Annotated in this window: 23 protein-coding genes and 1 tRNA gene; 16 read left to right on the plus strand and 8 right to left on the minus strand. The window is 70.7% G+C overall.

Annotated features, from left to right (window positions below):
• The 4 genes from GE300_RS07235 to GE300_RS07250 all read left to right on the plus strand — a co-directional run.
• The coding region (locus GE300_RS07235; protein WP_325063140.1) for a DoxX family protein at positions 1-440 on the plus strand (440 nt) is incomplete at its 5' end.
• A 50-nt stretch (positions 441-490) separates the two neighbouring features.
• Positions 491-1,060 carry an NADPH-dependent FMN reductase gene (locus GE300_RS07240; protein ID WP_154445895.1) on the plus strand — a complete coding sequence of 190 codons (570 nt, stop codon included), beginning with the start codon at positions 491-493 and terminating at the stop codon, positions 1,058-1,060.
• Positions 1,057-2,154, plus strand: a complete 1,098-nt coding sequence (locus GE300_RS07245; RefSeq protein ID WP_154445896.1) for an NAD(P)/FAD-dependent oxidoreductase — start codon at positions 1,057-1,059, stop codon at positions 2,152-2,154. The genes GE300_RS07240 and GE300_RS07245 overlap by 4 nt, the downstream gene beginning before the upstream one ends.
• A gap of 68 nt (positions 2,155-2,222) precedes the next feature.
• A complete protein-coding gene (locus GE300_RS07250; protein WP_154445897.1) occupies positions 2,223-2,663 on the plus strand; it encodes a hypothetical protein in 441 nt (146 codons plus the stop codon).
• 520 nt (positions 2,664-3,183) lie between these two features.
• On the opposite strand, the gene GE300_RS07255 is transcribed toward GE300_RS07250, so the two are convergent.
• Both GE300_RS07255 and GE300_RS07260 read right to left on the minus strand, forming a co-directional pair.
• A tRNA-Leu gene (locus GE300_RS07255) sits at positions 3,184-3,270 on the minus strand.
• A 59-nt stretch (positions 3,271-3,329) separates the two neighbouring features.
• A complete protein-coding gene (locus GE300_RS07260) occupies positions 3,330-4,049 on the minus strand; it encodes a competence/damage-inducible protein A (protein WP_154446118.1) in 720 nt (239 codons plus the stop codon).
• Positions 4,050-4,111: 62 nt separating this feature from the next.
• On the opposite strand from GE300_RS07260, the gene sfsA reads away from it, so the two are divergent.
• Together sfsA and map are read left to right on the plus strand one after the other, a co-directional pair.
• A complete protein-coding gene (gene sfsA, locus GE300_RS07265) occupies positions 4,112-4,822 on the plus strand; it encodes a DNA/RNA nuclease SfsA (protein ID WP_154445898.1) in 711 nt (236 codons plus the stop codon).
• Positions 4,823-4,896: 74 nt separating this feature from the next.
• The gene (gene map / locus GE300_RS07270) at positions 4,897-5,700 is read left to right on the plus strand and encodes a type I methionyl aminopeptidase (protein ID WP_154446119.1); all 804 of its coding nucleotides are present in this window, start codon (positions 4,897-4,899) and stop codon (positions 5,698-5,700) included.
• Here map and GE300_RS07275 read toward each other — a convergent pair.
• Positions 5,657-6,475 carry a hypothetical protein gene (locus tag GE300_RS07275; RefSeq protein WP_154445899.1) on the minus strand — a complete coding sequence of 273 codons (819 nt, stop codon included), beginning with the start codon at positions 6,473-6,475 and terminating at the stop codon, positions 5,657-5,659. The genes map and GE300_RS07275 overlap by 44 nt on opposite strands.
• Before the next feature lie 109 nt (positions 6,476-6,584).
• Here GE300_RS07275 and radC point away from each other — a divergent pair, with 109 nt between their 5' ends.
• The gene (gene radC / locus GE300_RS07280) at positions 6,585-7,382 is read left to right on the plus strand and encodes a RadC family protein (RefSeq protein WP_154445900.1); all 798 of its coding nucleotides are present in this window, start codon (positions 6,585-6,587) and stop codon (positions 7,380-7,382) included.
• 188 nt (positions 7,383-7,570) lie between these two features.
• Here the strand turns inward: radC and GE300_RS07285 are convergent, their stop codons facing one another.
• Positions 7,571-10,213, minus strand: coding sequence for a hypothetical protein (locus GE300_RS07285; RefSeq protein ID WP_154445901.1), 2,643 nt, complete (start codon positions 10,211-10,213; stop codon positions 7,571-7,573).
• Positions 10,214-10,500: 287 nt separating this feature from the next.
• The gene (secA, locus tag GE300_RS07290; protein WP_154445902.1) at positions 10,501-13,293 is read right to left on the minus strand and encodes a preprotein translocase subunit SecA; all 2,793 of its coding nucleotides are present in this window, start codon (positions 13,291-13,293) and stop codon (positions 10,501-10,503) included.
• Between the two features lie 287 nt (positions 13,294-13,580).
• Between secA and GE300_RS07295 the strand changes: the two genes are divergently transcribed.
• From GE300_RS07295 to GE300_RS22890, 4 genes are all read left to right on the plus strand, one after another.
• Positions 13,581-14,510, plus strand: a complete 930-nt coding sequence (locus tag GE300_RS07295) for a peptidylprolyl isomerase (RefSeq protein ID WP_154445903.1) — start codon at positions 13,581-13,583, stop codon at positions 14,508-14,510.
• A 6-nt stretch (positions 14,511-14,516) separates the two neighbouring features.
• Positions 14,517-15,770 carry a bifunctional glutamate N-acetyltransferase/amino-acid acetyltransferase ArgJ gene (argJ, locus tag GE300_RS07300; RefSeq protein ID WP_154445904.1) on the plus strand — a complete coding sequence of 418 codons (1,254 nt, stop codon included), beginning with the start codon at positions 14,517-14,519 and terminating at the stop codon, positions 15,768-15,770.
• Positions 15,767-16,165 (plus strand): 8-oxo-dGTP diphosphatase MutT, encoded by a 399-nt coding sequence (gene mutT, locus GE300_RS07305; RefSeq protein WP_325063141.1) that lies wholly within the window; start codon positions 15,767-15,769, stop codon positions 16,163-16,165. The genes argJ and mutT overlap by 4 nt, the downstream gene beginning before the upstream one ends.
• A gap of 116 nt (positions 16,166-16,281) precedes the next feature.
• Complete coding sequence (locus GE300_RS22890) at positions 16,282-16,446, plus strand: hypothetical protein (protein WP_233416857.1); 165 nt, start codon at positions 16,282-16,284, stop codon at positions 16,444-16,446.
• A gap of 19 nt (positions 16,447-16,465) precedes the next feature.
• Here GE300_RS22890 and hemH read toward each other — a convergent pair whose 3' ends face one another.
• Both hemH and GE300_RS07315 read right to left on the minus strand, forming a co-directional pair.
• Positions 16,466-17,566, minus strand: coding sequence for a ferrochelatase (gene hemH, locus GE300_RS07310; RefSeq protein WP_154445905.1), 1,101 nt, complete (start codon positions 17,564-17,566; stop codon positions 16,466-16,468).
• Between the two features lie 77 nt (positions 17,567-17,643).
• Positions 17,644-18,528 carry a methyltransferase domain-containing protein gene (locus GE300_RS07315; protein WP_325063142.1) on the minus strand — a complete coding sequence of 295 codons (885 nt, stop codon included), beginning with the start codon at positions 18,526-18,528 and terminating at the stop codon, positions 17,644-17,646.
• 83 nt (positions 18,529-18,611) lie between these two features.
• Between GE300_RS07315 and GE300_RS07320 the strand changes: the two genes are divergently transcribed.
• From GE300_RS07320 to GE300_RS07335, 4 genes are read left to right on the plus strand one after another with little or no spacing between them, the layout of a single operon-like run.
• A complete protein-coding gene (locus GE300_RS07320) occupies positions 18,612-19,352 on the plus strand; it encodes a ComF family protein (RefSeq protein ID WP_154445906.1) in 741 nt (246 codons plus the stop codon).
• Positions 19,353-19,382: 30 nt separating this feature from the next.
• The gene (gene grxC, locus GE300_RS07325) at positions 19,383-19,640 is read left to right on the plus strand and encodes a glutaredoxin 3 (RefSeq protein ID WP_325063143.1); all 258 of its coding nucleotides are present in this window, start codon (positions 19,383-19,385) and stop codon (positions 19,638-19,640) included.
• A gap of 4 nt (positions 19,641-19,644) precedes the next feature.
• On the plus strand, positions 19,645-20,484 hold the full coding sequence (locus tag GE300_RS07330) for a carbon-nitrogen hydrolase family protein (protein ID WP_154445907.1): 840 nt from the start codon (positions 19,645-19,647) through the stop codon (positions 20,482-20,484).
• The gene (locus GE300_RS07335; protein ID WP_154445908.1) at positions 20,477-20,926 is read left to right on the plus strand and encodes a MarR family winged helix-turn-helix transcriptional regulator; all 450 of its coding nucleotides are present in this window, start codon (positions 20,477-20,479) and stop codon (positions 20,924-20,926) included. The genes GE300_RS07330 and GE300_RS07335 overlap by 8 nt, the downstream gene beginning before the upstream one ends.
• A 164-nt stretch (positions 20,927-21,090) precedes the next feature.
• On the opposite strand, the gene ubiG is transcribed toward GE300_RS07335, so the two are convergent.
• Positions 21,091-21,867 (minus strand): bifunctional 2-polyprenyl-6-hydroxyphenol methylase/3-demethylubiquinol 3-O-methyltransferase UbiG, encoded by a 777-nt coding sequence (gene ubiG, locus GE300_RS07340; protein WP_154445909.1) that lies wholly within the window; start codon positions 21,865-21,867, stop codon positions 21,091-21,093.
• Between the two features lie 48 nt (positions 21,868-21,915).
• Here ubiG and pip point away from each other — a divergent pair, with 48 nt between their 5' ends.
• Entirely contained in the window at positions 21,916-22,926 is a 1,011-nt protein-coding gene (gene pip / locus GE300_RS07345) for a prolyl aminopeptidase (protein ID WP_154445910.1), read from the plus strand.
• Positions 22,927-23,019: the final 93 nt, after the last annotated feature.

The raw sequence follows: 23,019 nt of genomic DNA on the forward strand, positions 1-23,019 counted from the left end.
ATGTCCGGCCGGAAGGCAAGTCAATGTATTTGCTTGGAAACGAGATTGTTGACTTCACTACGCCCATTACGGAAGCGAACGTCATGAAATCCATCTCGATAGGTCTGCGCGCTCTATTGTCCCTCGCTTTCGTCGGAGCCGGCGGAGCCAAACTTGCCGGCGTCGACATGATGGTCGCAACCTACGACGCAACCGGGCTGGGCCAGTGGTTCCGGTATCTCACCGGGATCGGCGAAATCGCAGGTGCGGTTCTGCTCTGGCTGCCCGGCCGGCAGGTCGTGGGCGCGGGCCTGCTGGGTGCCACGATGGTTGGCGCGGTGCTGGCTCACTGGCTCGTGATTGGTCCGTCAGCCGTCCCTTCCATCGTCCTCGGCCTGCTCTGCGCCAGTGTCCTCTACATCCATCGCGCCCAGATTCCCGCCTACCTCGGCCGCGCCTGATTGGCGTTCAGTCATCCTGCCCCGGTTCAAGATCAGAACGGAGTGAGTCCATGAAAATCCTCGCTTTCGCGGCTACAAACAGCAGCAATTCCATCAACCGCGCCCTGGTCGAATTCGCGGCCGAGCGCCTTGGGTCCGTGATGTCGCCGAAGGCGGAGGTCGCCTTCGTTGATCTGAACGACTTCGAAATGCCGATCTATTCCATTGATCGCGAGCGCGCGTCCGGTATTCCGCAGGCGGCCAAGAGCTTCTTCGACCGGATCGGCGAAGCGGACGCCGTGCTGGTCTCCTTCGCGGAGCACAACGGCTCGGTCACGTCCGCCTGGAAGAACCTTTTCGACTGGATGAGCCGGATCGACATGAAGCTCTGGCAGGACAAACCGGTCGTCTTCCTCGCCGCCACCCCGGGGCCGCGCGCCGGCGCGGGCGTGCTGGGCCATCAAGCGCAGCTGGCGCCGTTCTTCGGGGCCGACCTGCGTGGCGTGCGCGGGATCGGTACATGGGGCGAAGCCTGGGACGCCGGGACCGGATCACTGGCGCGGGCCGAGGACATCGCGGCGCTGGACGCCGCCCTCTCGGGACTGGTTGCGGAAAAGGCGCAAAGGGGAGAGGCCGCATGAGCCTAGAGCCAAGCCAACCGAAGCTCGTCATCGTCGGTGGCGGCTACCTGGGCAGCGATCTGGCAAAGTCGCTGGACGCGGTGATGGATGTCACCCTTATCGAGCGCGCCAGCCATTTCACCCACGCCCCTGCGATGATCCGCGCCATGGTCGACCCGGCGCTGCTGGACCGGGCGTTGATCCCCTACGACGGGCTGCTCGAGCGCGGGCGGGTGATCCGGGGCGAGGCGACCTCGGTCGACGGCACCGGGGTGACGCTGGCCGACGGCACGCGGATTGCGGGCGACACCATCGTTCTGGCGACCGGCTCGACGAATGCCGCGCCGTTCAAATCCGCGACCGGCGAGATCGAGGACCTGCGGGCCGACAATGCGCGCTGGAACGCCGCCCTGCGCGAGGCGTCCCGGGTTCTGATCATCGGCGCAGGGGCGGTCGGCACCGAACTGGCCGGCGAGATCGCCCATGCGCACCCCGAAAAGAAGGTCACACTGGTTGCCAGCGACCCGGCGCTCTTCCCCGGCTTTCCCTCAAAGCTCGGCGCCTCGCTGGCTGCCAAGCTCGCGGCGATGGGAGTGGAGGTCATCACCGGCGCCCGGGCCCAGACCTTGCCGGGCCGGAACCGGCCGGAGGGCGGCACCGTCGCCCTGTCGAACGGCCGCGAGATCGAGGCCGACCTGATCGTGCCGGCCGTGGGTTCGCGCGCGCTGACCTCCGTGGCCGCCACTCTGCCGGACGTGGACCGCGCCGCCGATGGCCGCATCAAGGTCGACGGCTATCTCCGTCCGTCCACTCTGCCGAATGTCTTCGCCGCCGGAGACATCGCTGCCGCAGGCGATGCCATGACCATCGTCGGCATATCTCGCCAGAAACCGTGGTTGGAGAAAACCCTGAAATCCCTCGCCTCCGGCAAACGGATCGACGACCTCAAACCCTATGCGCCCTGGGGCGACAAGGCCCCGATCCTCGTGCCGCTGGGGCCGGAACGCGGCAACTCCTTCATGATGGTCGCAACGCTCGGTGACTGGGTCACGCGGATGATGAAGGGCCGCGACCTCTTCCTGACCAAATACAACAAGCTTCTGGGGCGCGCCTGACGGCGCTGGAAGACCGCCTCCTGCATCGGAAGACGCGGTGCCGTGACCCTGAACCAAAGGCAACCAAGATGACCGACACGCAAAGGACAGCCCTGAAAATCGCCACCGTCCTGTGGGTGATCTGGGGCCTGGTTCATGCATTCGCCGGCGTGGTCGTCCTGAGTTCCGACGCGTCCTCCGGCTTTGCCGCCATTGCCGACGCAGTCGACCCCGCAGCGCTCGCGGCCGAGTATCACCCGGCTGCCGGCGGCATTCTCAACCAGCACGGATGGAACCTGCTGTGGTTCGGTGTTGCGACCGTCATCGGCGGCGTGCTGATCTGGCGCGGCAACGTGACGGCGATCTGGGTGACCGGCATGGTCGGCGGCCTGGCCGATCTGGGCTACCTGCTGTTCGTCGATTTCCCCGGCTATGTGAACTTCTTCCCCGGCACGGTGATGACCTTCATCTCCGGCGCTGCGATCCTGCTGAGTTTCCGGGTCTGGTTCACCGCCCGTAGGGCCCGCTGAAGAACAGTCTCCGGGTTCACGGCCAACGATGCCGGGGCCCGACCCTCGAGCCGCCAGCAGCGCACCGGGGGCGAAGCAGCGCATTCGATCAAGTAGGCTGTCAAGACCCGGCTATCGTTGCCGGCGACAACGGAGCGCGCATAGCGGGCGTACTTCGATCCCGCAGCGAACCACCGCTTTCCGCCCACTGTGTCGGATCAAGCTTTTTGCACGAAAGTGCGAAATGTTATCGAAGCGGTCCTATAGCAAGGAATGGATAAACGTCCGCAACGGCCCGCCACCTGAACGCTAGGAAAGGCCCCGTCCCGAGGGCTCAGGGCCACTTACAACGCGTAAATATGCAGCCGCCTCGCCGCCATGAGTGCGGGAGCATGACATCCACGAAGAATCCTCAGCCCGAATAGATAAACGCTTCGAGCGTTCTGCCAGAGCATGACAGCTGCGCCTGTGGGGCCATCTGTGGGGCCCATAGGATCATCTACAATCAGTTTTTAATTTTCAGCCACTTAATGCAATATCGTGGTGCGGGCGGCCGGACTCGAACCGGCACGGCCTGTCGGCCCAGGCATTTTAAGTGCCATATGTCTACCAATTCCATCACGCCCGCAGCGGTGCGACGGCAGGCATTTCTGCCCCCGCGGCGCGCCGGTTGCAAGCGCCGAGCGGCTATTCCGCCAGCGCCCGGACGTCGTTGGTGGCCGCGTCCAGCGCCGCCCGGTCGGCCGAGCGCAGCACGATGTTGACCAGGAAGCGGCCGTCGCGCTGCACCGGATAGCTGCCGATCGCGACCTGCGGGAAGCGCGCGTCGATCTCGGCCAGCGGCCCGGCGATGTCGCCCTCGCCGCGGTCGATGCGCACGTTCTCGGTCAGCAGCGGCGCGCCGCCGGTCAGCGTCGGCAGCAGGCTCTCGACCATCACCTCGAACACCGAGGGCACGCCGGCCATCACGTGCACGTTGTCCATGCTGAACCCGGGCGCCTTCGACACCGGGTTCTCGATCAGCACGGCGCCGTCGGGGATCCGCGCCATGCGCAGCCGCGCCGGGTTCAGGTCGGCCGCGCCGCCCGGATAGTGGCTGGCCAGGATCGCGCGGGCGTCGGCGCGCACGTCGATGCCGACGCCGAAGGCGCGCGCCACGCAGTCCGCGGTGATGTCGTCGTGGGTCGGGCCGATGCCGCCGCTGGTGAACACGTGGTCATAGGCCGCGCGCAGCTCGTTCAGCGCCGAGACGATGGTGTCGGCGACATCGGGCACCATCCGCACCTCGCGCAGGTCGATCCCCTTCGCCGCCAGCTTGCCGGCAAGGTGATACATGTTCGAATCGCGGGTCCGGCCCGAAAGGATCTCGTCGCCGATCACCAGCATCGCGGCGGTCGGGTTCGGCAGGGGTGTGCTGGGCATCGCGGCCTCGTGCTTGTCCTTCGCGGCGCGGCACGGTAGCCGGGGGAATGCAGTTCGACCGGCCCCTGATCCGCGCGACGCTCCTGCGCAGGTATAAACGCTTTCTGGCCGACGTCACCCTGGAAGACGGGCGCCAGGTCACCGCGCACTGCGCCAACCCCGGCGCGATGACCGGGCTGGCGCAGCCGGGCGCCGCCGTCTGGCTGCGGCCGGCGGCGAACCCGAAGCGCAAGCTGCAGTGGTCGTGGACGCTGGTCGAGCTGCCCGGCGGGCACTTCGCCAGCGTCGACACCGGCCTCGCCAACCGGCTGGTGGCCGAGGCGCTGGCGGCGGACGCGGTGCCGGCGCTGGCGGGCTATGCCAGCGTCCGCCCCGAGGTCCGCTACGGCGCCGGCAGCCGCGTCGACTTCCTGCTGCGCGGCCCGGACCGCGCCGACGCCTATGTCGAGGTGAAAAGCGTCACCCTGCGCCGCGCCGGCCGGCTGGCCGAGTTCCCCGACACCGTCACCGCCCGCGGCGCCCGCCACCTGGCGGCGCTGACCGAGATGGCGGCGCAGGGGCACCGGGCGGTGCTGCTGTACCTGGCGCAGCGCGACGACTGCGACGCCGTGGCGCTGGCCGCCGACATCGATCCGGCCTATGCCGCCGCGGCGCGGGCGGCGCACGCCGCGGGGGTCGAGGCGCTCGCCCACGGCACGCGGATCACACCGGACGGGCTGCGGCTGGACCGCGCCTTGCCGGTCCGGCCCCCGGGTTGATAAACAAGCCCCACCAGACCACATTGCTGGCAGCGCCCCCGCCGCAAAACCGCAAGGAGCCCGTGTTGGAAGGCATGAATCTCGGCCGTCTGAACCGCGACGGCATCCGCATCCACGACCCCGAGCACTTCGCGGGCATGCACAGGGCCGGCCGGCTGGCGGCCGAGATCCTCGACGCGATCGCCCCGCACGTCGTGCCGGGCGTCGAGACGGGCGAGCTGGACCGCCTCATCCACCAGCAGATCAGGGACGCGGGCGCGGTCTCGGCCACGGTCGGCTACAAGGGCTACCAGCACGCCAGCTGCATCTCGATCAACCACGTGGTCTGCCACGGCATCCCGTCGGACAAGAAGCTGCGCGACGGCGACATCCTGAACATCGACGTCACCGTGATCGTCGACGGCTGGTACGGCGACACCAGCCGCATGTACGTCGCCGGCAAGCTGGCCCGCAAGGCCGAGCGGCTGATCGACATCACCCACGAAAGCCTGATGCGCGGCATCGCCGCGGTGAAGCCGGGCAACACCTTCGGCGACATCGGCCACGCGATCCAGACCTACGCGGAAAGCCGGCGCTGCTCGGTGGTGCGGGATTTCTGTGGCCACGGGCTGGGGCGGGTGTTCCACTCCGCCCCCAACGTGCTGCACTACGGCCGGCCCGGCTCTGGGCCGAAGCTGGAGCCCGGGATGTTCTTCACCATCGAGCCGATGATCAACCTCGGCCGCCCGGAAACCAAGGTGCTGGCCGACGACTGGACCGCGGTGACCAAGGACAAGTCGCTGTCGGCGCAGTTCGAGCATTCGATCGGCGTGACCGGCGACGGCTGCGAGATCTTCACCCTTTCGCCGGCCGGGAAATTCCACCCGACCTGGGGCTGATCCTTCGGCGCAGCCCGCGCGCCACGCTGCGCACCGAGCGGATGTCCCAGCCCGGGAGCCCGTCGAACCGCGGCACCGCCTCCAGGCTGTAGCCGATCCGCGCCTCCTGCTCCAGGTCCAGCTCGCGGGCGATGAACGCCAGATCGTCCGCGTCGATGCGCGGCAGCTGCTTCGGGACATAGGGGCTGGTGGTGATGCCCTTGAACGTCTGGACCGGCGCATAGGGCTTCAGCCGCAGATCGAACCCCGCGGCCAGCGCCGCCAGCGTCGCCTTCGGGTCGCGGTTCACGTCCTCGTAGCGCAGGAAGGCGACGCGCGCCGGCATTCCGGCCAGCTCCTCGAAATAGCCGATCTTGGCGCTGCGCAGCTTCAGCGCGTTGGCATAGTTGACCTTGGCCTTCGGCTCCATGTCGGCGGTCGAGGCCTCCTCGCCGCCGTCCTTGCGGAACGCGCCCTGCCATTCGTGGCGGATGAACCCGGAAAAGTTCAGCCCCTGCATCGCCCGGCTCAGGTCCAGCGGGCGGGCGTGCAGGCTTTGCAGCCAGCGCAGCGGGTGGCGGTAGACCAGCACCGTCAGCAGCCCCGCGGTCGGCGCCACGCGGCGGTCGACGAAGCCGTGCTTCCAGCCGTAGACCGGGGTGCGCGCCGCACCGTCCAGGTTGCGCAGCAGCAGTTGCGTGACGAAGTTGGTGCCCGAGCTGCGCTCGCCCAGCACCTGGAAGCCGGTGATCGGATCGTCAAGATTGCGCGCCATGCGCGGGGGCTGCCACTTCATGCGCCGAGCCTATGTCACGGAACGCGGCGGATTCCACGCCTTTTTGCGGCCCCCGGGTTCGCACGGCAGGGTTAAGCGCGCATTAACCGGCGCCGCGCCAAATGGCGGCATGAGACGCCGCAGGACCGCCCCGCCGACCGACCTTGCCGAAGCGCCGCTGCTGGCGCTGACCGGCGGCCCCGCGCCCGGTGACGCGGACGAGGTGCCGCCGCCGCGCGCCGGCGCGCCGGCACCGCCGTCCTACCTCGCCGACCACCGCAAGCGGCTGCGCGGCCGGTTCCTGCGCGCCGGCGCCACCGCGCTCGAGGATTACGAGCTGCTGGAGCTGGTGCTGTTCCGCGCCATCCCCCGGCGCGACGTCAAGCCGCTGGCGCGGGCGCTGCTCGACGCGTTCGGCGACTTCAACCACGCGATCTCGGCCCCCGCCGCGCGACTGGCCGAGGTGCCCGGCGTCGGCGAGGCGGTGATCTGCGAGCTGAAGATCGTCGAGGCGGCGGCGCACCGGCTGGCCCAGGCCCGGGTGCTCGGGGCCGAGGTGCTCAGCTCGTGGGACGCGCTGATGAGCTACTGCAAGACCTCGATGGCGCACCGCGACACCGAGCAGTTCCGGGTGCTCTATCTCGACCGCAAGAACGTGCTGATCGCCGACGAGGCGCAGGCCCGCGGCACCGTCGACCATGTGCCGGTCTACCCGCGCGAGGTGGTGAAGCGCGCGCTGGAGCTGGGCGCCTCGGCGCTGATCCTGGTCCACAACCATCCCTCGGGCGACCCCGCGCCCAGCCAGGCGGACATCAGCATGACCCAGCGCGTCGCCGACGCCGCCGAGGCGCTGGGCATCGTGCTGCACGACCACGTCATCGTCGGCAAGGAACGCGACACCAGCTTCCGCAGCGCCGGGCTGCTGTAGCGGTCGGCGCGGACGTCGGCGGCGGCGGTTTTGTCGGTGCCCGTGCCAGTGCCAGTGCCAGTGCCAGTGCCGGTGCCGGTGCCGGAATTCGCCGTTAACGAAGTTTCAACAAACGATCCCCCAGAGATTTCATGGGCTTGAGGGGGTTTTCACGGTGAGATCGCCGGTTTACGGCTACGCAGGCCGGGTCAGTAGGCGTCGACGATCCTGACCCGCGCCAGCCCGAAGTCGGCGCCGGCGACCCGCCCGCCGCTGCAGATCCCGGTGTCCAGCGCCAGGTCGGCGGTGTCGACCAGGTGCGCCTGCTCGGAACGCAGCACCCGGACCACCGGCTGCCGGGCGCAGGCGTCGGAATAGGCGTTCATCTCCAGCGCGAACTCGATGTCGCCCGGATCCGTGCGCAGCGTCTCGAAGATGGTGTAGACCTCGGCCCGCGCGCCCGGTCCCTTGAACGGCCCCAGCAGCGTGACATAGCCGCCGCCCGAGCGCCGCGCGGTGCGGTAGTCGCGGGCGTTGCCCTCCCAGATGTCGCCGTCGCTGCCGGGCCGCGCGCCGAACTCGCGCGCGTGCAGGTCGAAATCCAGCTCGTCGGTCCAGATCACCGCGATCCGCGTCATCCGCGACATGCCCTCGACCGTGGCCCGGTCGACCGCGCTGCCGCCGTCGGGGAAGGTCACGCGCACGATGGCGTTGGACTGCATCGCCGGCACGATGAAATTGGCGACGCCGTCGGCATCGGTCTCGGCCGAGAACACCAGCCCGGCGTGCTCGACCAGGAAGGTCTGCTCGGGGCGGCAGGGCGAGGACAGCGAGGCCACCAGTTCGGCCCCCACCTGCACCTGCATCGACAGGTCGATGTCGCACCGCGGCGCCGCGCCCAGCGCCGGCGTCGCGCGCGGCATCTCGAGCACCGGATCGGCGGCCGCCGGCGGCAGCGCCGCCACCTCGGTCTCCGCGGTCGCGGGCGCGGGCGCGGGCAATCCCGCGGCGGCCGGCCCGGTGCCCGCCTCGGGCAGTGCCGGCCCGGTACCGGCGCCGGACAGCGCGGCGACCTCGGGGCCCGGCGCGGCGGCGGGTGCCGTCGCGGTTTCCTCGCCGCCGAGCAGCAACTGCAGCGGCGTCAGCGCCTCCTCGGTGCGGCGCTTGTACGGCCGGCGGTCCTGCTGCGGGTCAAGCGACGCCATCTCCACCGGCTTGCCGGCGGTGTCGGGGCGGATGTCGGCCGTGCCGGCGGTCAGCGTGCCGGCGGCCTCCTCGATGCCGCCGGCGTCCAGATCCAGCGTGGCAACCTCGACCGGTCCCTTCGGTCGGGGCGCCGGGGCCGACTCGACCACCGCCGCCGCGGGGGCCGGCTCGCCCGGGCCGAACAGCGCCTTGGCCGCCGAGACGGTGGCGCCCAGCACAGTGTTGCTGCGCGCAAGGCTGGCGATCAGGCTGCGCTCCTCGGGCTGCGGCGCCGGGGCCTGCGCGGGCTGGGTGATCTGCGCGTCCGGCGCCAGCGCGACCTCGGCGGCGGCGGGCGCTGCGGGCGCCGCCGTGGGCGCCCGCGCGACGTCGGCCGCAGGCAGCGGGGTCTGCGGCGCGGGCACGGCGGCAAGCTGCTGCAACGCCGGCTGCGACGGGGCGGTCGCGCCGCCGGCCGCGACGCGCGCCACATCGGCCTGCACCGCAGGCGCGGACTGCACGTCGGCGGACGCCGGCATGTCCAGCGCGGCGACGCCGGTCGCGGCGGCGGGGCCGGTCGGCGAGGCCGGCACGGGCAGCGCGTCTTCGGTCGCGGGAACGTTCAGGGCGGCGATCTCGGTGGCGACCGCGGGCCCGGTCTGCGGCGCCGGCGTCGGCGCCGCGACCTGAGCGGCTGCCGGGGCGGCTGCCGGGGCAACGGCCGATGCGGTGACCGGCGGAATGATGCCAGGCTCGGCCGCACGCAGCGACCCGGCGGCGGCTGGCGCGGCGGCGGTTTCGGGCAGCGGCATCGTCGGCAGGGCCGGCACGCTGGCCATCACCTGCGGGGTCGCGGCGACCGGCGGCGCCGGGGGCCGGAAGGCGGGCGGCCGGAACGCCGGCGCGGTGCGCGGCGCGGCCGAGGCCACGGCCAGCCCCATCGGCGCCGGCGCGCGGCGCGGGTCGCGGTCGCCCGGCCCGGCGACGGCGATGCCGGCGGTTTCGGTGGCCGGCGCCGGGGCGGCCATCTCGGCCCCCGCGACCGAGACTGCGCCGCTGCGCGCCGAGGTCCGCGACACGGTGACGTTGGCGTCGTGGCCCGCATCCGCGGCCTGCGCCACCGCCGGCGCGGCCTCGCGCATGCGCCGCACCTCGGCGGTCGCCTCGGACGGGGTGATCACCTCGGCGGCGTCGGGCAGCGTCAGCCGCATCGGCTGCCGCAGCGCGACCCGGTCCTGGTCCGGCGCGGCGACCACGGGGGCGCCCGGCCCCTGCGGCAGCGCGGTGTCGACGCTGGCCACCTGCAGCGACGAGAGCACCTTCAGCGTCACCGGCACCGCCTTGCACTTGCCGTCGTAGGGCAGGCAGTACGAGATCTCGATGGTCCCGGCGCAGTCGGCCGGGCTGGAATACTGCACCGCGCCGTCGACCACGCTGGCGACGCCGCATTCCGGCGCCCGCAGGATCTGCATCGCCGAGACATCGGCGCGGTCGGCGTTGGCGTCGTTCAGCAGCACGTCGAGCGTCTGCACGCGGCCGGCCCGCAGGGTGAAACTGTCGGCACGGGGCTCGAAACTGCCGCCCCCGATCAGCGATTCGCCATCCTCGCCGCGCTGGATCACAGCGCCGACGCCGACGATGAGGAACATCGCCGTGATGATGGTCATGAACCGCTCGTCAACCTTCACGCCTCACCCCTCCGACAGCAGGTGGACCCGTTTCCACCAACTATTCGCGAAACCCGGCCCGCTTGCACCCTTTTCCTTCGGACTACCGCCCGATCGGCCGCAATTGCGGCCTTGCAGCCGCACCCGACCCCCTAGGGCTAGAGTCCGACTCCGGCGACAATATGATTACTGCCGCCTGAATGTGGCGTATCGGACACAAACTACGAAATACCCGGGAACTGTCAGCAGGATACGCGAAGCAGGCGCGCCACGCAATCCGGCCGGCGTCAGAGCCGGCCGTGGCAGTGCTTGAACTTCTTGCCGGAGCCGCAGGGGCAGGGCTCGTTGCGGCCGGTGCTGGCCCATTCGGCCGGCATCTCGTCGGTGTCGCCCACCGGCAGCGCGGCGGCGGCCGCGGCCTGGACGGCATCGCCGGTCCGCGGCGCGGCGGCGGCACCGGGCGCGGCCGCAGGGCCGGCGGACCCAAGATCAGCGGGCCCAGGACCGGCGGGCCCGGGTCCGGCAGACTCGGTGCCGGCCTGGGCGGCCATGCGCTGCTGCGCCTGGAGCTGCTCGATCAGCGCGCGCTGCTCGGCCTCGGTCATCAGCTTTATGTGCGCCATGCGCCGGGTGACGTCGACCCGCAGCCGGTTCAGCAGGTTCTCGAACAGCTGGAACGCCTCGGACTTGTACTCGTTCAGCGGGTCGCGCTGCGCATAGCCGCGGAAGCCCACCACCGAGCGCAGGTGGTCGAGCGTCATCAGGTGGTCGCGCCAGCCCTGGTCGATGGTTTGCAGCAGCACCTGCTTCTCGATCTTGCGGATCGGCTCGGCGCCGTATTTTTCCTCGCGCTCGGCGGCGGCCTTGTCGGCGGCCTCGACCAGGCGCTCGCGGATGATCTCGTCGTCGACGCCCTCTTCCTCGCCCCAGGCCATGATCGGCAGGTCGAGGTTCAGCACCCGGATCGCCTCGGCATAGAGGCCTTCGGTGTTCCACTGGTCGGCATAGGCCTTGGGCGGGATGTGCTCCTCGACCAGATCCTCGATCACCTGGTCGCGCATGTCCTTGATCGTCTCCGAGACGTCCGCGTCCTCCATGATCTCGCGGCGCTGCTCGAAGATGGTCTTGCGCTGGTCGTTCATCACGTCGTCGAACTTCAGCAGGTTCTTGCGGATGTCGAAGTTGCGCGCCTCGACCTTGCGCTGGGCCTTTTCCAGCGCCTTGTTGATCCAGGGGTGGACGATCGCCTCGCCCTCTTCCATCCCCAGGCGCTTGAGCATGCCGTCGAGCCGCTCGGAGCCGAAGATCCGCATCAGGTCGTCCTCGAGGCTGACGTAGAACAGCGTCCTGCCCGGATCGCCCTGCCGGCCGGAGCGGCCGCGCAGCTGGTTGTCGATGCGGCGGCTCTCGTGCCGCTCGGTGGCCAGCACGAACAGCCCGCCGGCCTCGATCGCCTCTATCTTGGCGGCGGCGATCTGGGTCTCGACCGCCTCGCGGATCGCGTGCGGGTCCTCGTCGGGGCGGGCATCGATCTGCTTCTGGATCTCGGCGTCCATGTTGCCGCCGAGCTGGATGTCGGTGCCGCGGCCGGCCATGTTGGTGGCGATGGTCACCGCGCCCGGCACGCCGGCCTGGGCGATGATCTCGGCCTCCTGCTCGTGGAAGCGGGCGTTCAGCACCTTGTGCGGCACACCGGCTTCGGTGAGCATTTTCGAAAGCAGTTCGGATTTCTCGATCGAGATCGTGCCCACCAACGACGGCTGACGCTTTTCATAGGCCTTGGCGATACGCTCGACCACGGCGGCGTACTTCTCGCGCTGGGTGCGGTAGACGCGGTCGTCCAGATCCTCGCGCGCGATCGGCTTGTTGGTCGGCACCTCGACCACGCCCAGGCCGTAGATGGTCATGAATTCCTCGGCCTCGGTCTGCGCGGTGCCGGTCATGCCGGCCAGCTTCTCGTAGAGGCGGAAGTAGTTCTGGAAGGTGACGCTGGCCAGCGTCACGTTCTCGGGCTTGATCGACACCCGCTCCTTCGCCTCGAGCGCCTGGTGCAGGCCGTCGGACAGGCGCCGGCCGTGCATCATCCGGCCGGTGAACTCGTCGATCAGCATCACCTCGTCGTTGCGGACGATGTAGTCCTTGTCGCGGCTGAACAGCTGGTGCGCGCGCAGCCCCTGCTGCACATGGTGCACCAGGCTGGCGCTTTCCGGATCGTAGAGCGAGGCGTCGCTGTCCAGCAGCCCGGCGGCGTGCAGGCGCTGCTCGACAAACTCGTTGCCGGCGTCGGTCAGCGTCGCCTGGCGGGCCTTCTCGTCGACCTCGAAATGCTCGGCCGTGAGTTCGGGGATCATCTCGTCGATCCGGGTGTAGAGCTCGGACCGGTCCTCGGTCGGCCCCGAGATGATCAGCGGCGTGCGCGCCTCGTCGATCAGGATCGAATCGACCTCGTCGATGATCGCGAAGTAGTGGTCGCGCTGGAAGATCTCGGACAGCTCGGACTTCATGTTGTCGCGCAGGTAGTCGAAGCCCAGCTCGTTGTTGGTGGCGTAGATCACGTCGCAGGCATAGGCGGCCTGCTTCTCCTCGTTCTCCATCTGCGGCACGACCACGCCGCAGGTGATGCCCAGCGCGTGGTACACCTTGGACATCCAGTCGGCGTCGCGGCGGGCCAGATAGTCGTTGACCGTCACCACGTGCACGCCGCGTCCGGTCAGCGCGTTCAGATAGACCGGCAGCGTCGCCATCAGCGTCTTGCCCTCGCCGGTCTTCATTTCCGAGATGTTGCCCTGATGCAGGAAGATCCCGCCCATCAGCTGCACGTCGTAGGGGCGCAGGCCCAGGGTGCGGACCGCGGCCTCGCGCGCGTTGGCGAACGCCTCGGGCAGCAGGTCGTCCAGGCTTTCGCCCTTGGCCAGGCGGTCGCGGAATTCCTGCGTCCTGGCCAGGATCTGCTCGTCGCTGAGCGCCTGGTACTCGGGCTCCAGCGCGTTGATGCGCTCGACCAGCGGGCGGACGGACTTGATCTTGCGGTCGTTCGGGGTGCCGAACACCTTCTTCTGAATCGTGGCGAGGCCCAGCATCTGAACTCCGTTCATTTCTGTCGGCCGCGCGCCGGCGCCGAGCGTGATTTGCGCTTCGCCGCGCGGTTCGTTCCACCGACTGCGACCGGCCTTGCCCGTGCGGATGCGAGTGTCTAGGTAGGGCGGAAGGCGCGCGCGTCGCTCGATCGAGGTCGCAAGCCATGTAAGCGGCGTGCGCTGGGCTGTCAACGTTACCCTCCGGCAGCCGCCGGCAGGGCATCTTCGGTCCGGCCGGCATCGACGCAACACCGGTGCGCGGCGCAGCGCACAACAGGAGAGAGCCTTTCATGAAACACCGCATTCCGTTCACCGCCGTGCTGGCGGGTTCTCTGGCGCTGGCCGCGCCGGGTTTCGCCCAGGACCAGCAGGCCGAGGGCCAGGACGCCGGCACCAGCGAAACCGTGGCCGAAACCGCGGCCGAAACCGCGACCCAGGACACCGCGGCCGAGGTCGGCGCGGACACCGTGGTCGCCCGTGTCGGCGACATCGAGATCACGATGGGCCATGTCATCGCCGTGCGCCGCCAGCTGCCCGAGCAGTATCAGCAGCTGCCCGACGAGACCCTGTTCAACGGCATCGTCGACCAGCTGGTCGACCAGTACCTGTTGTCCGAGGAGCTGACCGAGGTTCCGGTCGAGCTGGAATACCGGCTGGAGAACGAGCGCCGGGCGATCCTCGCCCAGGAGGTGATCGAGCAGGCGCTGGCCGGCGAGGTCACCGACGAGGCGCTGCAGGCGCTCTATGACGAGACCTACGGCGACGTCGCGCCGTCGACCGAGTACAACGCCAGCCACATCCTGGTCGAGACCGAGGAAGAGGCGCAGGCGATCGTCACCGAACTGGAGGGCGGCGCCGATTTCGCCGCGCTGGCGGCCGAGAAGTCCACCGGCCCGTCCGGTCCGAGCGGCGGCGAGCTGGGCTGGTTCGGCCCCGGCGCGATGGTGCCCGAGTTCGAGCAGGCGGTGGTCGGGCTGGAGCCGGGCACGGTCTCGGACCCGGTGCAGACCCAGTTCGGCTGGCATGTGGTGCGCCTGAACGAGACCCGCGAGGTGCCGCCGCCGTCGCTGGAAGAGACCCGCGCCGAGCTGGCCGACCAGGTCCGGCAGCAGGCGATCCAGGAGCGGATCGAGGGGCTGCGCGCCGACGCCGAGGTCGAGAGGTTGACCGGCGACGTGCCCGCGGACGCGTTCCGCGACGATTCGCTGCTGCCGGAGTGAGCTGACATGGCCGGTCCGCTTTCCCGGTCGCCGCTCGCCCCGGCGGGCGGCTTTCCCGCCCTGCCCCGGATCGCCGGCGTGCGCTTCGCCGCCGCCGAGGCCGGGGTGCGCTACAGGAACCGCAAGGACGTGATGCTGGCCGAGATCGCCGCCGGCAGCGCGGTGGCGGGCGTTTTCACCCGCTCGGCCACCCGCTCGGCCCCGGTGCTGTGGTGCGAGGAGAAGATCGCCGCGCCCCACGATCCGGCACAGGGGTTCGCGATCCTGGTGAACTCGGGCAATTCCAACGCCTTCACCGGAAAGAACGGCCACGAGGCGGTGGAGCGGACCGCGCGCGGCGCGGCAGACGCGCTGGGCGTGCCGCTGGAGCATGTGTTCGTCGCCTCGACCGGGGTGATCGGCGAGCCGCTGCCCGCCGAGCGCATCACCGCCAGGCTGGCGGAACTGGCCGCGAGCCTGGACGAGGGCCAGGCCGAGGCCGCCGCACAGGCGATCATGACCACCGACACCTTTCCCAAGGGCGCGGCCGCGACGGCCGCGGTCGGCGGGAAAACCGTGACCATCTCCGGCTTCGCCAAGGGCTCGGGGATGATCGAGCCGAACATGGGCACGATGCTGGCCTATGTCTTCACCGACGCCGCCGTGGCGCAGCCGGTGCTGCAGCAGATGCTGCGCGAGCTGTGCGACGTGACCTTCAACGCGATCACCGTGGACAGCGACACCTCGACCTCGGACACGCTGATGGTGGCGGCGACCGGCAAGGCCGGGAACCCGGTGATCGACAGCCTGGACGGGACCGACGCGCAGGCGTTCCGGCAGGCACTGCACGGCGTGCTGCTGGACCTGGCGCAGCAGATCGTGCGGGACGGCGAGGGCGCCACCAAGTTCGTTTCGATCACCGTCGAGGGCGCGGCGAGCGACGCCTCGGCGCGGATCGTCGGCAAGGCGATCGGGAACTCGCCGCTGGTCAAGACGGCGCTGGCGGGCGAGGACCCGAACTGGGGCCGCATCGTCGCCGCCATCGGCAAGGCCGGCGAGCCGGCCGACCGCGACCGGATCGGGATCCGCTTCGGCGACATCCTGGTGGCCGAGAACGGCTGGGTCGCGCAAAGCTACAAGGAAGCCGACGGCGCCGCCTACATGAAGCGCCCCGAGATCGCGATCACCGTGCAGATGGGCGTCGGCGAGGGCCGCGCCACGGTCTGGACCTGCGATCTGACCCACCAGTACATCTCGATCAACGCGGATTACCGGTCGTGAAGACGGTCCTGGTCTCGGCCGTCGCGCTCATCGACCGCGACGGCCGGGTGCTGCTGACGCAACGCCCCGAGGGCAAGTCGATGGCCGGCCTGTGGGAGTTTCCCGGCGGCAAGGTCGAGCCGGGCGAGACGCCCGAGGCCGCGCTGATCCGCGAGCTGCACGAGGAACTGGGCATCGACACCTGGGAAAGCTGCCTGGCGCCGCTGAGCTTCGCCTCGCACAGCTATGACGACTTCCACCTGCTGATGCCGCTGTTCGCCTGCCGCAAGTGGCAGGGCGAGGCGCACGGCCGCGAGGGGCAGGCGCTGGCCTGGGCGCGGCCGCAGCGGCTGCGCGACTATCCGATGCCGCCGGCCGATCTGCCACTGATCCCGGTGCTGCGCGACTGGCTGTGATGTCACAAAAGGGCACGGCTTGTCGCATTTGCGACACCCGCCCTTGTATTCCGAGTGAAAAACTTCACACTTTTCGAAAAGGCCCAGTCAAGCGGCCGACAGGAAAGGGGACGTCAATGCTGCAGACGATCGTGACGGCCAGTCACATATTCGTTCAGGGCGAACTCGTGAAGAAGCTGGCGGATGGTCGGGTGATGGTGCGCGTCGGCACGATGAAATACATCGGCAAGCCGGTGCAGGCGCTTCGAAGGCGCGCCCGGCCGACCATCGTATCGGCCTGAACGGCCCGCGCCGGCGGCGTCAGCCTTCGACCCAGCCGGACAGCTCGCGCCCGATGATCGCCATCATCATGGCGATATGCGCCGCATCGTCGTTGAGGCAGGGGATGTAGGTGAAGCTCTCGCCGCCCGCCGCCTCGAAACTCTCCCTGATCTCCTCGTTGATCTCTTCTAGCGTCTCGACGCAGTCCGACGAGAATGCCGGCGCCATGATCGCGATGTTCCTGATGCCGTCCTCGCGCGCCAGCCGGGCGACCTCGTCGACGGTATAGGGCTTCAGCCATTCCTCGGGGCCGAAGCGCGACTGGAAGGTGACGCGCAGCGCGTCCCCGTCCCAGCCCAGCCGCTCGCGCAGCAGGCGCGAGGTCTTCTGGCACTGGCAATGGTACGGGTCGCCCTCCAGCAGATAGCGCTCGGGCACACCGTGGTACGAGGTCACCAGCAGGTCGGGACGGCGGTCGAGCCCGGCATAGGCGCGCTCGACCGACTGCGCCAGCGCCTCGATGTAGAGCGGGTCGTCGTAATAGGCGGGCACCGTGCGGATCGACGGCTGCCAGTTCATCTTCATCAGCGTACGGAACACCTGGTCGCAGGCCGTCGCCGTGGTCGCCGCCGCGTATTGCGGATACAGCGGGAAGAACAGGATCCGCTCGCAGCCCTCGGCGCGCAGCCGGCGGATCGCCGCGTCGGTCGAGGGGTTGCCGTAGCGCATGCCGAAGTCGACCAGCACGTCCTCGCCCCAGCGCGCCGCGACCTGCGCGGCCACCGCCTGCGCCTGCTTCCGGGTCCAGGTCAGCAGCGGCCCTTCGTCCAGCTCGTCGTTCCAGATGCCGCGATAGGCCGCCCCCGAGGTGAACGGCCGCTTGCTGAGGATCACCAGCTGCAGCAGCGGCTGCCATTTCCACGGCGCGTAGTCGATCACCCGGCGGTCCGACAGGAACTCGTTCAGATAGCGCCGCATCGAGCGGTAGTCGGTGCCGTCGGGCGTGCCGAGGTTGGCCAGGATCACGCCGATGCGCGCCCGGGGCACCGGCGGGTGGTCGGGCTGCGCATGGGTCAGGCGGCCTTCGCCGGGCTGCACGCGCGGGTGTGTGGGCGAGTGTGTGGTCTGGCCGCCATCCATCGGTGTCGCTCCCTCTGTGCCTGGGCCCGATTCTCTGCCTGGGTCGGTCGCGAAGCCTAGCCTACCCGGTCCGGGCTTCAATTGCCGTCGTTGTCGCGGTCCCCGGTGCCGGCCACGGTCTCGCCGGCGGGGATCTCGGCGGTGCCCAGCGCGTCGGCCAGCCGGGCGCGGGCTGAGCCCGGACGCAGCGGCTGCGGCTGACCCGGCGCCGGTTTCCAGCCGGTCAGCAGCACGATCTCGGCGGTGGCCAGGATCCGGCCGGGGTCGTCCGGCGCGGGGAAGTTGCGGGCGTAAAGCGCCGCCGCCCGCGCGAACAGCGCCCGCGGCGGCGGGCGGCGGTCGCGGGCGGCCAGCGCGTTGCTCTCGCCCATCGCGCGCAGATCGCGCATCAGCGCCAGCGCGTCGGGATAGGTCACCGGCAGCACCAGCGCATCGGCCACCGGCAGCGCGAAGCCGGCCCGCTGCAGCAGCCCGCCAAGGTCGCGGATCTCGCCCATCGGGGCGATGCGCGGGCTGAGCCCGCCGCGCAGCGCCAGCTCGGCCTCGGACAGGCTGGCGCGCAGTTCCTGCAGCGAACGGCTGCCGAACTGCGCCGCGATCATCAGCCCGTCGGGGGCCAGCGCGTGGCGCATCTGCACCAGCTGGCCCACCGGATCGTCCGCCCAGTGCAGCGCCAGCGCGTGGATCAGCAGGTCGTGCGCCTCCGGCACCAGGTCCAGCACCTCGGCGTCCTCGGCCAGCGCCGCGCCGCCGATCACCCCGTCCGCCACCAGCAGCTCGCGCCACAGCGCCGCCATCGGCCCGACGATCGCCGGCCGCGTAAAGCGCCTGTTAACCTCGGCCAGCCTATCCGAGACCTCGGCGGCGGCGGCGCGGTGCAGGAAATCCGCCGGATCGCGGGCGGCGCGGGCGCGGCGCAGGGCCAGCGCGGCGCGGTCCGTCAGTCTGGGCGGCGTGGTCACGGGCGTCTCCGTCCTTCGCGGCCGTCGCTCGGCGGCCGTGCCGCTGACTTAGGCGCGCGGGCGCGGGAAGGAAAGGCCGGGCGATGGGGCTGCTGCCGGGATCGCTGCTGAACATGCTCTACCCGCCGGAATGCGCCCGCTGCCGGGAACAGACCGATTCCGTCTACGGCCTGTGCCCCGCCTGCTGGCGCGAGACCGCGTTCATCACCGGCGGCGCCTGCGGCTGCTGCGGCATGCCGGTGCCCACCGCGCGGCCCGGCGACGCGGTGCGCTGCGAGGGCTGCACCGCGCACCCGCCGGCCTGGGACGCGGGCCGCGCGGCGGTGCTGTACCAGGGCGCGGCGCGCGAGGTGATCCTGAAGTTCAAGCATGCCGACCGGCTGGACCTGGCGCCGGTGCTGGCGCGCTGGATGGCGCGCGCCGGCGCGCCGCTGCTGGCGCGGGCGGACATCGTCGCGCCGGTGCCGCTGCACTGGACCCGGCTGCTGCGCCGGCGCGCGAACCAGGCCGCCGAACTGGCCCGGCGGCGCGAGCTGGCGCCGGCGGGCCGGGTGCTGCCGGACCTGCTGCGCCGGCACCGCGCCACCGCGCAGCTGAAGGGCGCCACCCGCGACGAGCGCCACGCGATCCTGCGCGGCGCGATCAGCGTCACGCCGCGCCGCGCCGGGCTGCTGCCGGGCGCGCGGGTGCTGCTGGTCGACGACGTGATGACCACCGGCGCCACGCTGTCCGCCTGCGCCGAGGCCTGCCGCAGCGCCGGCGCCGCAGCCGTCGACGTGCTGGTCGTGGCCCGCGTTGCAAGAGAGGATTTCGTGCCTACCTGATAGCACCGAAAACACGACGGAGGCTGGGCAGTGAAACCGGTAACCCTTTATACCACCCCGATCTGCGGCTACTGTGCGGCCGCAAAGCACCTGCTGAAGGGCAAGGGCGTGAGCTATACCGAGATCGACGTGATGGCCAGGCCCGAGCGCCGGGCCGAGATGACCCAGCGTGCCATGGGCGGCCGCACCGTGCCGCAGATCTTCGTCGGCGACATCCACGTCGGCGGGTTCGACGACATCGCGGCGCTGGACCGGGCCGGCAAGCTCGATCCGCTGCTGGCCGACTGAGGCGATGCGGGCCGGGCTGGTACAGCTGACCTCCTCGGACGAGCCGACCGAGAACCTGGCCGCCGCCACCGCGACAATCCGCCGCGCCGCCGCCGACGGCGCGCGGCTGGTGCTTACCCCCGAGGTGACGAACTGCGTCTCGGCCTCGCGCCGCCGCCAGAACGAGGTGCTGCGCGCCGAGGCCGAGGATCCGGTGCTGGACGGGCTGCGCGATCTGGCCGCCGAGCTTGGCATCCACCTGCTGATCGGCTCGCTGGCGCTGAAGACCGAGGGCGCGCGGTTCGCCAACCGCTCGCTGCTGGTCGCGCCCGATGGCGCGATCGCCGCGCGCTACGACAAGATCCACATGTTCGACGTCGACCTGGGCGGCGGCGAGGCGTATCGCGAATCCGACGGCTTCCGCCCCGGTGCGCGCGCGGTCACCGCGGCGCTGCCCGGCGGGCCGGTGCTGGGGCTGTCGATCTGCTACGATCTGCGCTTCGCGGCGCTGTACCGGACCCTGGCGCAGGCCGGCGCGCAGGTGCTGACGGTGCCCTCCGCCTTCACCCGCCCCACCGGCCGCGCGCACTGGGAGCCGCTGCTGCGCGCCCGCGCGATCGAGACCGGCTGCTATGTGCTGGCCCCGGCGCAGACCGGCGACCACCCGGCCCGCGCCGGACGCAGTCGCAGCACCTGGGGGCACTCGATGGCGGTGTCTCCCTGGGGCGAGGTGCTGCTGGACATGGGCGACGCGCCGGGCGCCGCCGTCGTCGATCTGGATCTGGACACGGTGGCCGAGGCCCGGCGCCGGATCCCCAGCCTGGCCCACGACCGGCCGTTCCGCCCGCCGGTGTCCGATGACTGACCAGGTGACCACCGACCCGCTGGCCATCGGCCTGTTCTCCGAGATCGCCACGGTCGACCAGCTGATGCGCGCGCGGCTGGGCAAGGCGCTGCCGCGCGGCATGGCACTGTCGCATTTCAGCGTGCTGAACTACCTGGCCGGGATCCACGCCGAGCGCACCCCGGCGCAGCTGGCGCGGGTGTTCCACGTCACCCGCGCGGCGATGACCAACACCCTGACGCGTCTGGACCGCGCCGGCTATGTCCACATCCGCCCGGACTGGGACGACGCGCGGCAGAAGTTCGTGGCGATCAGCCCGGCGGGGATGCGCGCGCGCGACCAGGCGGTCAGCGCCATGACGCCGGTGCTGGAGGGCGCGATGCGCGAGCTGGGCGCCGACAACATCCGCGCCGCGCTGCCGGTGCTGCGGCGGCTGCGCACGCTGCTGTCCACCGACGAGTAGACACCCCGGACGCCGGTCAGTCCTCGACCCCGACGGCGCGCCAGAAGGCGGCGTCACGGGCGTCCTGCCACGGACCGCGCAGCGCGATCCACAGGCAGAGGGCAAGCACGGCCAGGCTCAGCATGTGCGGATGATGGCGCGAAACCGGGCGCGGCGCCAGCGGCTCAGTCGACCGGTTTCACGCTGGTGGTGACGTAGTTCACGCTGAGGTCGCGGTCCGACAGCGACCAGCTCCACGCCAGCGGGCTGAACACGAAGCCCTTGCGGTCGACCGGCTCCAGCCCGGCCCCGCGCAGCAGGGCGAACAGCTCGTCCGGGGTGATGAACTTGCGCCAGTCGTGGGTGCCCTTCGGCAGCCAGCGCATCACCTGCTCGGCGCCGACGATCGCCACCATGTAGCTTTTCGGATTGCGGTTCAGGGTCGAGCACACCATCAGCCCGCCGGGCCGCAGCAGGCGGCGGCAGGCGGTCAGGTACGCCAGCGGGTCGGCGACATGCTCGACCACCTCCATGTTCACGACCACGTCGAACTGCTCGCCGGCGTCGGCCAGCGCCTCGGCGGTGGCGTGGCGGTAGTCGATGTCCAGCCCGGACTGGCTGGCATGCACCGCCGCCACCGGGATGTTGCCGGCGGCGGCGTCGGCGCCGGTGACGATCGCGCCCAGCCGCGCCATCGGCTCGCACAGCAGGCCGCCGCCGCAGCCGATGTCGAGCAGGCGCAGGCCCTCGAACGGGCGCGGCTGGTCCGGGTCGCGGCCGAACTCGGCGGCGACCTGCGCGATGATGTAGTCCAGCCGGCACGGGTTGAGCATGTGCAGCGGCCGGAACTTGCCCTTCGGGTCCCACCACTCGGCGGCCATCGCCTCGAACTTGGCGATCTCGCCGGCGTCCACCGTCCCCGTCGCCGGGGCGTCGGACGCGGTCTGGGTCGTTGCACTCATGTTTCCAACCTGCGATGCTGCGCTCAGCCACATTTAGCACGAAGGTCCATGCCGGAAACCCAGTCCCCGAGCGGCGCGGCGCCACGGCGCACCCTGTACCCCCCGCGTGAACCGTTCCGCCAGCAGGTCATGGACATGCCGGGCGGCCATCGCGTCTATGTCGAGGAATGCGGCATCCGCAACGGGCAGCCGGTGATCGTGCTGCACGGCGGCCCCGGCGGCGGCTGCTCGCCGGGCATGCGGCGGTTCTTCGATCCGACCCATTACCGCGCGGTGCTGTTCGACCAGCGCGGCTGCGGTCGCTCGACGCCGCACGCCAGCGTCGAGAACAACACCACCTGGGATCTGGTCGAGGACATCGAGCGCATCCGCAGGGCGCTGGGCATCCGCAAGTGGATCGTGTTCGGCGGCTCGTGGGGGGCGACGCTGGCGCTGGTCTACGCCCAGACCCACCCCGAGCGGGTCGAGGCGCTGGTGCTGCGCGGCATCTTCACCATGACCCGGAGCGAGCTGGACTGGTTCTACGGCGGCGGCGCCGGCACGTTCTGGCCCGAGCAGTGGCGCGCGTTCGCGCACATGGTGCCCAAGGCCGAGCGCGGCGACCTGATCGGCGCCTATCACCAGCGCTTGTTCGGCGACGACGTGGCCGAGCAGACCCGCTTCGCCCGCGCCTGGGCGGGCTGGGAAAGCGCGCTGGCGGTGCTGGCGCCCACCGGCCCGCGGGGCCTGCCCTCGGGCGCCTACGCCCGCGCCTTCGCCCGGCTCGAGAACCACTATTTCATCAACGACGGCTTTCTGGACGCGGACGGGAAGATCCACCGCGACATGCCGGTGCTGCAGGACATCCCCGGCTACATCGTGCAGGGCCGCTACGACATGGTATGCCCGCCCGCCACCGCGCAGCGCGTGCACGAGGCCTGGCCGGGCTCGCGGATGACGATGGTGCCCGACGCCGGGCACGCGCTGTCCGAGCCCGGCATCTCGGAGGAGCTGGTCGGCACCATGGACCGGCTGCGCGACAGCGCCCGCGCGGCGCGGCTGCGGCGGCACCTGGGCTGAGGGCGGCGCGCCCGTCCCGTCGTTAACCCTTCCTTAATCTTTCCTAATTTCCGACGTACTCTCCGCCTCCGCCCGTGGTCTGATGGCCACGGG

The sequence above is a fragment of the Halovulum marinum genome (genome assembly GCF_009697225.1).
In the GTDB taxonomy this organism is placed as follows: Bacteria; Pseudomonadota; Alphaproteobacteria; order Rhodobacterales; family Rhodobacteraceae; genus Halovulum; species Halovulum marinum.

What these genes read in the sequence shown, in the direction of transcription:
- sfsA (WP_154445898.1), top strand. Translation starts at nt 4,112, where the DNA reads ATGCAGTTCGACCGGCCCCTGATCCGCGCGACGCTCCTGCGCAGGTAT.
- GE300_RS07275 (WP_154445899.1), bottom strand. Translation starts at nt 6,475, where the DNA reads ATGAAGTGGCAGCCCCCGCGCATGGCGCGCAATCTTGACGATCCGATC.
- GE300_RS07295 (WP_154445903.1), top strand. Translation starts at nt 13,581, where the DNA reads ATGAAACACCGCATTCCGTTCACCGCCGTGCTGGCGGGTTCTCTGGCG.
- GE300_RS07330 (WP_154445907.1), top strand. Translation starts at nt 19,645, where the DNA reads ATGCGGGCCGGGCTGGTACAGCTGACCTCCTCGGACGAGCCGACCGAG.
- secA (WP_154445902.1), bottom strand. Translation starts at nt 13,293, where the DNA reads ATGCTGGGCCTCGCCACGATTCAGAAGAAGGTGTTCGGCACCCCGAAC.
- GE300_RS07335 (WP_154445908.1), top strand. Translation starts at nt 20,477, where the DNA reads ATGACTGACCAGGTGACCACCGACCCGCTGGCCATCGGCCTGTTCTCC.
- GE300_RS07285 (WP_154445901.1), bottom strand. Translation starts at nt 10,213, where the DNA reads ATGACCATCATCACGGCGATGTTCCTCATCGTCGGCGTCGGCGCTGTG.
- GE300_RS22890 (WP_233416857.1), top strand. Translation starts at nt 16,282, where the DNA reads ATGCTGCAGACGATCGTGACGGCCAGTCACATATTCGTTCAGGGCGAA.
- map (WP_154446119.1), top strand. Translation starts at nt 4,897, where the DNA reads ATGAATCTCGGCCGTCTGAACCGCGACGGCATCCGCATCCACGACCCC.
- pip (WP_154445910.1), top strand. Translation starts at nt 21,916, where the DNA reads ATGCCGGAAACCCAGTCCCCGAGCGGCGCGGCGCCACGGCGCACCCTG.
- GE300_RS07245 (WP_154445896.1), top strand. Translation starts at nt 1,057, where the DNA reads ATGAGCCTAGAGCCAAGCCAACCGAAGCTCGTCATCGTCGGTGGCGGC.
- GE300_RS07250 (WP_154445897.1), top strand. Translation starts at nt 2,223, where the DNA reads ATGACCGACACGCAAAGGACAGCCCTGAAAATCGCCACCGTCCTGTGG.
- argJ (WP_154445904.1), top strand. Translation starts at nt 14,517, where the DNA reads ATGGCCGGTCCGCTTTCCCGGTCGCCGCTCGCCCCGGCGGGCGGCTTT.
- GE300_RS07320 (WP_154445906.1), top strand. Translation starts at nt 18,612, where the DNA reads ATGGGGCTGCTGCCGGGATCGCTGCTGAACATGCTCTACCCGCCGGAA.
- ubiG (WP_154445909.1), bottom strand. Translation starts at nt 21,867, where the DNA reads ATGAGTGCAACGACCCAGACCGCGTCCGACGCCCCGGCGACGGGGACG.
- GE300_RS07240 (WP_154445895.1), top strand. Translation starts at nt 491, where the DNA reads ATGAAAATCCTCGCTTTCGCGGCTACAAACAGCAGCAATTCCATCAAC.
- hemH (WP_154445905.1), bottom strand. Translation starts at nt 17,566, where the DNA reads ATGGATGGCGGCCAGACCACACACTCGCCCACACACCCGCGCGTGCAG.
- radC (WP_154445900.1), top strand. Translation starts at nt 6,585, where the DNA reads ATGAGACGCCGCAGGACCGCCCCGCCGACCGACCTTGCCGAAGCGCCG.